The following is a 13,120-nucleotide window of genomic DNA, read 5'->3' as shown; positions in this document are numbered from 1 at the left end:
TAAATAGCTGGTGCAGTACTCTAATTTACCCCTGCACTGCCGGGAATACTGGCAACAGTAAATAAAGTTTAATCACAATCGCGTTAACGATATCGATAAAGAACGCACCTACCATCGGCACCACCAGAAATGCCACATGAGAGGGACCGAAGCGATCGGTAATCGCCTGCATGTTTGCAATGGCAGTGGGTGTCGCCCCCAAGCCAAAACCACAATGGCCCGCAGCCAAAACCGCTGCATCGTAGTTTTTACCCATCACACGATAGGTAACAAAAATTGCGTACAACGCCATGACGATGGCCTGGATGGTGAGAATGACCAGCATGGGTAATGCCAGCGATGCCATCTGCCACAATTTCAGGCTCATTAAGGCCATTGCCAGGAACAGGGAAAGACTCACGTTACCCAGTACAGACACCGCCCGGTCAAATACCCGGTAAAAACCTAACACCGACAGACTGTTACTGAGGATAACCCCGATAAATAACACACAGACAAATGTCGGTAATTCAAACCATGTCCCTTGCATAAGCTCAGACACAAAATTACCTGCCATCAGACAGATAGCGATCAAAGCGATCGTTTCCAACATGACCAATGCGGTGATCATCCGACCGGTATAAGGTTTTTCAAATGCCGTTGGCACTTCCGTATCATCTGACCTCAAACCTGGGGTTTGGGTATTTCTCACCAGAAAACGAGCAACCGGACCACCAATCAAACCACCCAGTACTAAGCCAAAAGTCGCACAGGCCATTGCCACTTCTGTTGCATTTTCAAAACCATAACGCTCACTAAACAGTTTACCCCAAGCGGCACCGGTACCATGACCACCAGACAACGTAACAGAACCCGCCAGTAAGCCCATTAAGGGGTCCAGCCCTAACAGTTCAGCCAGAGCGATACCCACCGTGTTCTGAACCAACAACAAGCCAACAACGGCGAAAACAAACGTGAAAAGTACCTTACCTCCCGCTTTCAGGCTGGCAATATTCGCATTCAGGCCGATAGTGGCGAAAAAAGTTAACATCAAAGGGTCTTTAAGAGATAAATCAAAACTGATTTCCCAGCCAGTCGTTTGCTTAAGTACTAAAAGACTCAAAGCAACTAACAAGCCACCCGCGACTGGTTCAGGAATGGTGTATTTTTCAAGAAATGGAACTGATTGTACAAGTTTACGCCCAAGTAATAGTACTAATGCGGACGCAACAAGCGTGCCATAAACATCAAGATGATACATCTATGTACCCCAGCTATATTGTTAAAATTATGTAAGTTATTACGACGTTATACTCATCCTTTAGAAAACGCCAAAAGCAGGCAACGCTGGATTAGAAAAAAAATCTGCAACAAACACAAGTTAAAACATATAAAAATGTGACCAGAGCGAATCATGACAAATGACAAAATTTCTACGCAACCGATTGCTTTTACACGACTGATCATTAAAATGCGTTCTTTGTCAGTCCGGGATTTCACACCATGTTCACCTCATCCTCCGAACAAGCCGCAACAATACCGCCTAATTTTACAATTCGCTCCTGACTGGCTGAAAACTTTGCTCTCTTCCGGTATTGCTGCTGGTGGTCTGACAGCCATCACTCTTAATCTGGTGTTTCCTCAGGAGAAATAATCTTTCTACAAATCTGATATCGGGTTACACATAATCAACTCATCACGCACGTATATTCCATCATCGCGCGTGATGATGATTTATCTCTTAGCGGTTGGAAGGCCAAATAAAATCGTTACCAACCCAACCATCAAGATCGTATTCACTCATACACTGCTCAGCAAATCCTTTCAATTGATCCACTAAGCCCGTGGCTTGGGAAGCCAATAATACATCGACTCTGATAGCTTCATGGTTGCCGGAGTAATTGCGCTCGTATAATTCATGCCTGCCCGCGAATTCCGTACCGATAGAGTCCCAAATCAGTTTCATAAGCTTGACTCGCTCAACTGCACTGTAACCATTGGAACCACGCATGTATTTATCAAGATAAGGAGACAGTTCCGGGTTGGAAAAATCGCGGGCATGGGAGTTAATATAAATCAAGGCACTGCCCAGATCCTGTTCGATAATTTCTTTTACCCGCGGGTAACCCAACGTCATAAACCAACGATAAGCTATCCCATACTCGTACCGAGGTAATAGAGCATCTCCACTCCAAGGCTCCGGAGATTTAACCATCGCATCACTGAGCGCCCAAAACATATTACGCCATGACAATACTTCACCAACCCGTGCTTGCACGCCACGAAAATCCTTCGTACCCGTAGCTTCAACACCCTTAATAAGCAACCCAGAAAGAAAATCAAGTTTAACAGCCAGTCGAGTCACACCATGCAACATCGCCCGATGAAAATAACCCGATTCAGCAAAAAATAACGAAACTTTATCTACATCTCCATAGATAAATATGTTTTCCCAAGGAACCTTCACTTTATCCAGAATCATTATCGTATCGTTCTCATCAAATCGGGACGAGAGCGGATAATCAAAAGGACTGCCCATTTTATCAGCCGCCATTGCGTAAGAAGGACGACAAATTAATTTCACTCCCGGGGTATTCATCGGCAAGGTAAAGACCAACGCAAATTCCCGTTTCTTTATTGGTAAACCGTAATGACCAATAAAGTTGTAGTGACTAATCGCCGATCCTGTGGCAACAACTTTAGCGCCGCTGACAATCAATCCATCATCACACTCTTTTTCAACATGAATACAAATATCCCCAATTTCATCAGGTGATAAATGACGATCTATTGGCGGATTAATAATCGAGTGATTCCAGTAATACACGTTTTCCTGCGAACGGATATACCAGTTTTTTGCATTATCAGCAAACTCACCATAAATTTCCGGCTTTACGCCGAGCGAGGTAAGAAACGAAGCCTTATAATCAGGGCTTCTGCCCAACCAGCCATAACTCATGCGAGCCCACGTGGCAATAGCATCACGATCAGCAATTAAATCCTGCTGCGAGCGCGGTATACGGAAAAAAGGATGTGTTACACCACAACTACCCGTATCTGTAGCCGTGGTCAGTACGTCACGATAAGCAGGATCGTGCAAAGCATCGTAGAGTTTCGCAATAGCTCGGGCCGGATTTTGAAAAGCAGGATGGTTGACAACATCGTTAATGCGTTCACCATAAGCCCAGACTTCCCGACCATCGTTTAGCCCATCCAGAAATTCCTTTCCAGTAAGTGGACGGGTTGTGCGGATATTACCTTCATTCGACGATTTTTGTTTCATGTTTTCTGACATAGTAGATTCCTTACATTATTTATTTGCCGGAAGATGGGTGAAAATAAACTATGCAGTGTTATTTCAAGCATCAATCAAACTGAGAAAGGAATAGAAAGGAATGACGAAAAAACATCATTATTCCATTTATAGCCATCCATTAATACATTAATTCATTCGGATGTCATTGGCTATATTGTCATGCAATAAAATATAGATTTAATAATTATATTAATCACACAATATAATTATTAACAAATTCACACAAAAACGCCAAGTTATTAATAAAAACTTAGCACAAAAAACAAAAATACAATTAATCAAAGATTAATCTCTGAAATTTATTTTAATAGAATAAAACGATAACGAATAATTCATTATTTTTTCATTTCATACCCTGAAATTATTATAAATAACAACTAATATAGTGACTTATTGGTATTTGTATTGTTAAATTATACAAATGTTACAAATAATAATTTCTCCTCGCTCATAACTTTTATCCACCATCTCTTGAGTGAACACGAAAATTACGGCATATACCTAATAGATTTCGAGTTGCAGCGCGGCGGCAAGTGAACGAATCCCCAGGAGCATGGATAACGATGTGACTGGGGTGAGTGAAAGTAGCCAACAAAGCAGCAGCTTGAAAGATGAAGGGTATAAAAGGAAACTATAAGCCGATTAAAGGGGAGTCCGATGATGAGATGGTTAGGAAAATCGCTGGTTACTCTGTTATTACTGGGAATACTGGCAGTAATCACTGTTTATGTCGTGGTACAGACAAACTGGGGAGCGCATCAGCTTAGCCAATGGCTGAGTCATCACAGCCGTTATCAGGTTCAAATCGGCAATATTGAACATAACTGGTCACAACCAGGTACTCTGGCCTTTTCCAATATTGTCATTAGCAATCAGCAACAGACTTTCATTTTAGCGGCTCAAGTTGTCGCATTCGATTTCAACTGGCAGCAACTCACTTCCCCGCGTCATTTTCATCGTCTGTTATTGCAACAGGGCCAATTAACAATCAAAGGCCAGCAACAATCCTTACCGTTTAGCACCAATATTCTGCAACTTAATCAAATGGCTATTCAGGCAGAAAATGCAAACTGGCAAATTCAAGGACAAAACATCACCGGCGGTATCACCCCCTGGAACCCACAATCAAATAAGTTGGCAGGGAATGGGGAATTTCAATTCAGCGCTGATAAACTGAATTTCAATGATATTTCTCTTGAAAAAGTCATTATGCGAGGAAATAACCAGCAGAATACGCTGACTATCCGTTCATTTGGTGCAACATTGGCACAGGGTTCGATATCAGGCAATGGGCAGCGTCTGCCTGATGGTCGCTGGCAGTGGGATAATTTACTTATCAGCAATATTCGTTGGCAAACGTCAATGACACTTGAAGAGTTATTGCTAAAAACGAACAAATTACCCGCCGTCAGCATCAAAGATCTGAGTCTCACTAATGCCAAGCTGGAAGGTAAAAACTGGTCTGCTAACTATTTGGATGTCTCAGTAAAAAATGTCGGTTTGACTAACGGGAGCTGGCAGGCAAAAGAGGGCATCATTGATTTCAACGTTATGGATACTACGCTGAATGATCTTCATTTCACCGATGTTATTGGTCACCTTCTTATCGCCGGCAATGAACTCACTATTTCCAATCTCACTTCCCGTTGGGAAAAGGGGTTATTTCACGTCAAAGCGCAATGGAATCACCAAACAAAGCAATTCAGCATCACCAATGCAACGGTTGCCAGTTTAACTTATACCTTGCCACAAAACTGGTATCAGTTGCTGAAAAAATCATTGCCTGAATGGATATCTGGATTTTCCATTAACGAGCTGACAATTAACAACAGCTTATTGATTGATATTAACCCCGATTTTCCATTCCAGCTTACCGCCCTCAGTGGTTATATCCATGACATGGAGTTACTGAAAGAAGGAAAATGGGGGATCTGGCGTGGCTCTTCGAACCTAAGTGCCACCAGCGGAACATTTAACAAAATTGAATTACGTCGCCCTTACCTTAAATTACATACAGAGGGAAATAAACTGATCCTCGACCAATTAAATGCTTCTGTTGATGATGGATTGCTGAAAATAAAAGGCACAGTAGATCAACAGGTACAGAAGCCATTCACTTTAGATTTCCGGGGAATAGATGCAGATTTAGCGATTTTGCCTCAATGGCGGTGGGCGCCGTTGAAATTACAGGGTAAAGGCAATTTCACGCTGTTAATACAGGGAGATCTTACTGCTGATGATATTAAAAGTACTATCGATGGTACATTGACTGCCACGGATAAACAATCAGGCAACGAAACTCAAACCATCGATAAGGGGCAAATATCCACACCAAACTGTGAAACCTGTCCGGTTGTTAAGCTATAGTAATGAATGTTCGGGTACATATGTGCTGTGCCCGATTCAGTCTTATAATAGTTATTTTCTATTTCAATCCATTAATAAAATATCCGATCAGTATCAGCCAAAAAGCCGTATTAATATCAATACGTTAAAAATGCAATTAAATTTTACCCATTTTTCCGTACTAAACTTGATGACTTTATGTGGCGGGTACTCAACGAAGTTTAATCTTATAAAAGCGACTTTTATTATTTTCTTCTGCTGATGATATGAAAAATATCCCCAGTGGCATATTTAATGCCACTGTGAAATGAAATCTAAGCGATGGCCGTATAAGCATTTGGCAATACCATATAGGTGCCAGTAAATACCGCACCGATGCCCTGATCACCGCTGACAATCACATCCAATTTCACTCTTGCTTTACTGCCTTGTGCCAAACGAGCCAAATCGCCGCTCATATTTTTAAGATCCGCAACAGATTTTGGCCTGCCAACAACCGGTTTTTTGTAACGAATATCGGCATCAGCCAAAATGATATCACCACCTAGTTGACGTTCCTGTAACAACAGCCAGATTAACCCCCAACCGGTCAATGTCGCCAGTGAGAATAGACTGCCAGCAAAGATAGTTTGGTGAGGATTCTGATTCCCGGCTTCCGGCATGGTGGTAATAAAGCTCTGACCGGTATATTGAGAAATTCGTACCCCCATTTTTTCACTGAGGGGAATATGTTTGTACCAAGCTTGTTGCAGTTCGCTGCACCAATCTGGCCGGTGGAGAATATCATCCAGTGTTGCGACCGGCTTTATCATCAGAAAATGGCGAACGGGTGTCGTTTGCGGGCTAGTAATTGGCCCACGGTTTTCAAACCCCAGCTTACTGAAAAACGCCACTGCATGTTCACGAGCACTGCATACTACCCGTTTAACACCCTCCTGACGGGCAACAGATTCCAGGGCCATTGCGATTAATTTTCCCAACCCTCTGCCTTGCACGTTGGGATGCACTGCCAGAAAGCGGATTGCCCCCTCACTATCCGCATTGATATATAAACGCCCTACCGCCACCGGGTTCCCTTTCTCATCCACCACCATCTGGTGATGAGCCGTAGTGTCGTAACCATCTTTCTCAGAGCCTACAGGCTGATGCAGTGGTTTCCGCAACATTTCCCAACGAAATCGGTAATATGCTTCCAGTTCTTGTTCTGTTTCAGGTACTCGCAGATGATACATAGAAACTGCCCCTTTCTTTTGCTCATGATGTTTAATCGGGGATGGTTGCGTTCTACTGGCTATTGTTTGGTTGCTAGACCTGCAACCAGAAAGTGACTGGCCCATCGTTTGTCAGGCTGACTTTCATATCGGCAGCAAACCGCCCGATTTCTGTTTTTACACCACTTTGGCGGCATTGTTCAACAAAATAGCGATATAATTCATCGGCCTTATCTGGGGCAGCGCCACCAGAAAAGCTGGGTCGCATGCCCTTTTGAGTATCGGCAGCCAGTGTAAACTGGGAGACAACCAGCAAACTGCCTCCGATTTGTTGGATGTTCAAGTTCATTTTGTCCTGTTCATCACTGAATATCCGATACCCTATCACCTTCTCACACAACCGTTTTGCCTTCTGTTGATCATCTCCTTTCTCAACGCCTAGCAACACCAGCAGGCCGTGACCAATTTCCCCAACCACTTCGTTCTTAACAACAACATTTGCCTGTGTTACCCGCTGGATTAACGCGATCATATTTTTCCTTTACTCAAATAGTAGCATCAGCACACTATCCTCTATTATCCGTTCAATCCCTCATTTTGTTCAGAAAAACCGATTGCTTCGAAATAATCTGGCACTGTCTGCCTATCAACAACATGAACGCTATTGATCCCTAACGCCCTGGCTGCTTCCACATTTTCCAGCACATCGTCAAAAAATACCGCCTGATCCGGTGAAAAACCTTCTGTCTCAAGCACATATTTGAAAATATCAGGCTCAGGTTTACGCATTGCCAAATCCTGCGACAAATAGAGGTAATCAGCGGATGCCGCAATCTCTGGATAATTATGTGGCCAGTAATCCAGGTGCAAACGGTTTGTGTTGGATAACACTACAGCCCGGTGTCCCGCCTCACGTAATTTCTTCATTATCTGAATGATTTCAGGCCGAATATTAATAAAGATAGCATGCCATCCAGCAGCAAACTGCTCAAAACTGAGTGAAATATTCATTTCCTGACATAAAGTATCAGCGAATTCCAGATCAGTAATTTGACCACGCTCATGTTTTTCAAACGTTTCTCCCATAGAGAAATTTTTAGTCAAAGTCGCAAGAGGTGTCCCGCTCAAATTACTCCATACCGCTAAAACTCTTTTAAAATCAATCTCAATAATCACATTACCCATATCGAAGATATATAACATAATTACCTCCTGGCTAATTAATAACTTTTTACTTTAATCGTATTTTCAATTAGAAAACAGTACAGACAAGTAAAAAGCGAATCACTTCACGGTATTTTTCTTACGAAACGATAAAGTAGCATCCAGATTAAAAAAGTCGAGTAAGGTGTTATATTTATGTTGTGGTTCCTCCTCTGTATCGGCCTTCTTCTGGTTGGATATTTCATATATGGCAAAATTGTCGAAAAGATATTCACTATTCAACCAGAAAGAAAAACCCCCGCGCTTTCTATGGCTGATGGTGTTGATTACGTTGCTATGTCCACCCCAAAAGTTTGGTTAATTCAGCTACTGAATATTGCCGGTGTCGGTCCTATTTTCGGCCCAATTCTTGGTGCCCTCTATGGCCCGCTTGCCATGCTGTGGATTGTATTCGGCTGTATCTTTGCCGGCGCAGTACACGATTACTTCTCCGGTATGCTCAGTGTGCGTGCCCGCGGTGCATCCGTGCCCGTTATCGTTGGTAACGAACTGGGCAAAACCATGAAGCATTTCATGAATATATTTGCTGTTATTCTGCTGATGCTAGTTGGAGTCGTCTTTGTTTTGAGTCCAGCCGGTTTACTGAATAACTTGCTGAAAGAGGCAATGGGTTGGGATAACATTGCTATCTGGGTCGGTGTTATCTTCGCTTACTATATTCTCGCAACGTTGGTGCCTATTGATAAAATCATCGGGCGCCTCTACCCACTGTTTGGTGCATTGCTGCTGTTTATGTCTGTCGCGCTGATGGTCGGTTTAGCGATGAGCGATAAACCTTTCTATTCACAAGGGTTGGATTTCACCACTAACTTTAACCCGAAAGATCTGCCTGTCTGGCCATTGCTGTTTGTCACGATTGCCTGTGGTGCTATTTCTGGTTTCCACGCTACTCAGTCTCCGCTGATGGCACGTTGTATGCAAAATGAAAAAAATGGCCGTTTCGTTTTCTACGGCGCAATGATTGGTGAAGGTATTATCGCGCTAATCTGGTGTACATTGGGCCTGAGCTTCTATGAAGATACTAACGCATTACAGGCCGTGATTGATCAAGGTACGGCCTCTCTGGTTGTTCACGAAGTATCCACCTCTCTGTTAGGAACTGTCGGCGGTATTCTGGCAATCCTCGGTGTGGTAATTTTGCCAATTACTTCTGGCGACACCGCATTCCGTTCCGCCCGGCTGATTATTGCTGAATTCTTGAATATTCCTCAGCAGCAAATGGCTAAACGCCTATTATTAAGTGTGCCAATGTTTATTGTCGGTTATCTGATTACCAAAACTGACTTCAACATTATCTGGCGTTATTTCGGTTGGGCGAACCAAACCACAGCAATGGTCATGTTATGGGCGGCTTCCGCATGGCTGCTGCGCCGTAATAAATTCCATTGGATTACTACCCTGCCAGCCATGTTTATGACCGCGGTGTGTTTCACCTATCTGGCATTTGCCCCAGAAGGTTTTGCGCTAAACTGGAACATCTCTGTTGTTATCGGCCTGGCAGCAATGGCGATTGTCACCATTGCTTTCTTTGCAAAAGTCCGCTCTCAATCAGCTTCCGATAATATAAAAGCCGAAGCATTAAATGAGTAAAAACCCAAGCAGCGATTAAATATCACAACAACCCCTCACGATAAAAAGTTGAGGGGTTTTAATTGCCGGCCTCCTTTATCGTGATAAGAAACATTTATTCCTCCTGCAAATATCAGGCGGGATATCACATGGATATTGATAATTTAAGCGTTACGGCCAGAACAATTAGTGTCTACATATTGCAAGTTATGCCAGAAGCTCACGGCCCATTATAGTGACAAACAATGAAAAAGAATTCATCTGGGTAGAAGGTTAATTGTAGAAAATTGGATAGATTAGGCCATTTAAAAGCAAACCTACGAATAGTCGTTACACTGGGAAGTTTCCAGGCAAAGATACGATTTGTCGTTTTTAATCGTTTCCTGCTTAACTATTAAATAAAAAACAACTCATTGAAACTCTTGCCAAATGATAATCACACTGATCCTGCTGAATAGTGGCAGACATAAACAAGATTGACTACAATTGTTATTAGCAGCACACTACGAATAGTGTGTTAAATCATACACCATTCGAATACTAAAACTTTGCTTTAATAAATGTAGGTTTGTACGTTTTCAAATGCGATACCCAAAGAGAGTGACTCCCATTAATGGCACCAAAGCGTTTCTTTTAATGGACAACTTGTGTTTGGATAATTGATCGCTTGTATCGAAGTAAACGATCCTAAACTGAGTTCGATGAATTCCCTACCCTGAAGAAAGCAATCTACTACAGGGAAAGGTCTTAAATGTTTTTAGAAAACAGGAGAATCAACCATGTATATGTTTTTACCTTTTTTACTCGCATTATTTGCGGTTCTCACCACCCTATATGGCAAGTATAAAACCAGTTATACCCTGTGGGGTCTTCTTTTGGTGACGACTGTAGCTTGGTTTATCCATCATGCAACTGATTCGTTAAATCTATCTTTTTAACGGGAGACAATCTGATGAATCAGGTATTAGCAACAAAACAACAGATCAGCTACGGCATGATATTTAACCTCATTGGGTTATTTGCTATCAGTGCTGCTCTAACCATTGCCTTCTATTATCAATTGGCACTTTCGGAACTCCCTTGTCCATTATGTCTGCTACAGCGAGCAGGCATGATCATGATAGGGTTTGGTTTCCTGTTTAATCTACGTTTTGGTATCAAAAGTGCGCACTATGGCTTATCACTTATCGGCTGCATCGTGACTGGCATTGTTGCGATTCGACAAGTGTTTTTACATATCACCCCCGGTGATCTCGGTTATGGTTCCGCGCTTTTTGGTATACATTTCTATACTTGGGCCCTTATCTGCTCAGTTATTGCGATTATCGGCATATCGGCCATGCTGATATTGAAAAGCCTGGAAAAAACAACCGAAGAAAAGCAAAAAACGTCTACTATCGGTCAGATTATTATCGGATTATTTGTCATATTAATTACCGCAAATTTAATCTCCACCATTTTGGAGTGTGGCGGTGGGCAGTGTGATGACAACCCAACGTTCTATCAATTGCTGGGTAAATAAATCCCAAAAAACTCAGGGCGCCATTGGCGCCCTAAGCATGGATATTGCAGGAAAGATTATGCTTCTTTACTGCGATACGCACGACGGCGTTCGTTTTCCGTCAGATGGCGTTTACGCAGGCGAATAGACACCGGGGTCACTTCCACCAGCTCGTCATCATCAATAAACTCCAGAGCCTGCTCCAGGGTTTTCTTAATATGTGGAGACAGGGTTGTCGCTTCGTCGGTACCAGATGCACGGACGTTAGTCAGTTTCTTACCTGTCAGACAGTTAACTGTCAGGTCATTAGAACGAGAATGAATACCGATAACCTGGCCTTCATACACTTCCGCGCCATGACCAAGGAACAACTTACCGCGATCCTGTAAGCTGTAAAGTGCATAAGCAACCGCTTTGCCCTGACCATTGGAAATCATCACGCCGTTCTGACGGCGACCGATTTCACCCGGACGAATATCATCATAGTGGCTGAATGTTGCATACAGCAGACCGGTACCGGAGGTCATGGTCATGAACTCAGTACGGAAGCCAATCAGACCACGGCTTGGAATAACATAATCAAGGCGCACACGGCCTTTACCGTCTGGTAACATATCGCGCAGATCTGCTTTACGCTCACCCAAGCCCTGCATCACATCTCCCTGATGCTGCTCTTCAATATCCAGCGTCACTTGCTCGAAAGGTTCTTGCTTACGGCCATCGATCTCACGGAAGATAACTTTCGGACGGGATACCGCCAGTTCAAAACCTTCACGGCGCATGTTCTCAATCAGAACAGATAAGTGCAATTCACCACGGCCAGAAACACGGAACGCATCCGGATCTTCTGTTTCTTCGACACGCAGGGCGACATTGTGAACCAACTCTTTCTTTAGACGCTCAAGGATTTGACGTGAGGTGACATATTTGCCTTCACGTCCACAGAAAGGGGAGGTGTTAACACAGAAATACATGCTTACTGTCGGCTCATCAACAGCCAACGGGGGCAGCGCTTCAACAGCATTAGTATCACACAGCGTATCGGAAATATTCAGCTCACCCAGGCCGGTAATCGCAACGATGTCGCCCGCTTCCGCTTGCTCACTCTCAATACGCTCCAGCCCCAGATGGCCCAGAACCTTACCGATTTTGCCGTTCCGGGTTTTACCTTCACTATCAATAACTGTAACGTTCTGGTTTGGCTTAACAGTACCGCGCTTAATACGACCAATCCCGATAACACCAACATAATTGTTATAGTCCAGCTGAGAAATCTGCATCTGGAATGAACCATTAAGGTCAACTTTCGGTGGCTCTACATGATCGACAATCGCCTGATACAACGGCGTCATATCTTCCGCCATATCTTCATGATCAGTACCGGCAATTCCCATCAATGCCGATGCATAGATAATGGGGAAGTCCAGTTGCTCATCAGTCGCTCCCAAGTTAACAAACAGGTCAAACACCTGATCCACAACCCAATCAGGGCGTGCGCCAGGACGGTCAACTTTGTTAATGACCACAATCGGTTTCAAACCATGAGCGAACGCTTTCTGTGTCACAAAACGGGTCTGAGGCATTGGCCCGTCCATAGCATCGACCAGCAATAGTACACTGTCAACCATAGACATAACACGTTCTACTTCACCGCCGAAATCGGCATGTCCCGGAGTGTCTACGATATTAATACGGTAGTCATTCCATTTAATGGCGGTATTTTTTGCGAGAATAGTAATTCCACGCTCTTTTTCCAAATCATTGGAGTCCATCACACGCTCTGTCGCTGTCGAACGGTCACCGAAAGTACCGGATTGTTGCAGCAGCTTGTCAACCAGGGTAGTTTTACCATGGTCAACGTGCGCGATGATGGCGATATTACGCAATTTTTCGATCACAAACTTTGCCTCAGGCATTTTATAAATGGCGCGCTATTGTACACACATTGGTCGAAGGACTAAACAGGATCACAAT

At 43.4% G+C, this 13,120-nt stretch carries 11 protein-coding genes; 5 read left to right on the top strand and 6 right to left on the bottom strand.

Annotated features, from left to right (window positions below; translation table 11 throughout):
- Positions 1-25: 25 nt before the first annotated feature.
- On the bottom strand, positions 26-1,240 hold the full coding sequence (gene gltS / locus D3222_RS05240; RefSeq protein WP_118985205.1) for a sodium/glutamate symporter: 1,215 nt from the start codon (positions 1,238-1,240) through the stop codon (positions 26-28).
- Between the two features lie 153 nt (positions 1,241-1,393).
- Here gltS and D3222_RS05235 point away from each other — a divergent pair, with 153 nt between their 5' ends.
- Positions 1,394-1,633: a hypothetical protein gene (locus D3222_RS05235; RefSeq protein WP_118985204.1), complete on the top strand. Its 240-nt coding sequence runs from the start codon at positions 1,394-1,396 to the stop codon at positions 1,631-1,633.
- Between the two features lie 87 nt (positions 1,634-1,720).
- Here the strand turns inward: D3222_RS05235 and D3222_RS05230 are convergent, their stop codons facing one another.
- The gene (locus D3222_RS05230; RefSeq protein WP_118985203.1) at positions 1,721-3,274 is read right to left on the bottom strand and encodes a 4-hydroxyphenylacetate 3-hydroxylase family protein; all 1,554 of its coding nucleotides are present in this window, start codon (positions 3,272-3,274) and stop codon (positions 1,721-1,723) included.
- A gap of 678 nt (positions 3,275-3,952) precedes the next feature.
- On the opposite strand from D3222_RS05230, the gene D3222_RS05225 reads away from it, so the two are divergent.
- A complete protein-coding gene (locus D3222_RS05225) occupies positions 3,953-5,662 on the top strand; it encodes an AsmA family protein (RefSeq protein ID WP_232832404.1) in 1,710 nt (569 codons plus the stop codon).
- A 293-nt stretch (positions 5,663-5,955) separates the two neighbouring features.
- Here D3222_RS05225 and fabY read toward each other — a convergent pair whose 3' ends face one another.
- The 3 genes from fabY to yihX all read right to left on the bottom strand — a co-directional run bounded on the left by fabY (position 5,956) and on the right by yihX (position 8,055).
- Positions 5,956-6,873, bottom strand: coding sequence for a fatty acid biosynthesis protein FabY (gene fabY / locus D3222_RS05220; RefSeq protein WP_118985202.1), 918 nt, complete (start codon positions 6,871-6,873; stop codon positions 5,956-5,958).
- Positions 6,874-6,946: 73 nt separating this feature from the next.
- On the bottom strand, positions 6,947-7,384 hold the full coding sequence (dtd, locus tag D3222_RS05215; RefSeq protein WP_036778428.1) for a D-aminoacyl-tRNA deacylase: 438 nt from the start codon (positions 7,382-7,384) through the stop codon (positions 6,947-6,949).
- Between the two features lie 44 nt (positions 7,385-7,428).
- On the bottom strand, positions 7,429-8,055 hold the full coding sequence (yihX, locus tag D3222_RS05210) for a glucose-1-phosphatase (RefSeq protein WP_118985201.1): 627 nt from the start codon (positions 8,053-8,055) through the stop codon (positions 7,429-7,431).
- 156 nt (positions 8,056-8,211) lie between these two features.
- Here yihX and D3222_RS05205 point away from each other — a divergent pair, with 156 nt between their 5' ends.
- The 3 genes from D3222_RS05205 to D3222_RS05200 all read left to right on the top strand — a co-directional run bounded on the left by D3222_RS05205 (position 8,212) and on the right by D3222_RS05200 (position 11,167).
- On the top strand, positions 8,212-9,666 hold the full coding sequence (locus D3222_RS05205) for a carbon starvation CstA family protein (RefSeq protein WP_118985200.1): 1,455 nt from the start codon (positions 8,212-8,214) through the stop codon (positions 9,664-9,666).
- A 758-nt stretch (positions 9,667-10,424) separates the two neighbouring features.
- Entirely contained in the window at positions 10,425-10,583 is a 159-nt protein-coding gene (locus D3222_RS25820; protein ID WP_339367475.1) for a DUF5993 family protein, read from the top strand.
- A gap of 14 nt (positions 10,584-10,597) precedes the next feature.
- Complete coding sequence (locus D3222_RS05200; protein WP_118985199.1) at positions 10,598-11,167, top strand: disulfide bond formation protein B; 570 nt, start codon at positions 10,598-10,600, stop codon at positions 11,165-11,167.
- Between the two features lie 56 nt (positions 11,168-11,223).
- Here the strand turns inward: D3222_RS05200 and typA are convergent, their stop codons facing one another.
- On the bottom strand, positions 11,224-13,062 hold the full coding sequence (typA, locus tag D3222_RS05195; RefSeq protein WP_118985198.1) for a ribosome-dependent GTPase TypA: 1,839 nt from the start codon (positions 13,060-13,062) through the stop codon (positions 11,224-11,226).
- Positions 13,063-13,120 lie beyond the last annotated feature (58 nt).

Origin of the sequence: Photorhabdus sp. CRCIA-P01 (assembly GCF_003545805.1) — a bacterium.
Lineage (GTDB): Bacteria > Pseudomonadota > Gammaproteobacteria > Enterobacterales > Enterobacteriaceae > Photorhabdus > Photorhabdus antumapuensis.
This window is presented reverse-complemented; position numbering and strand designations above follow the sequence as displayed.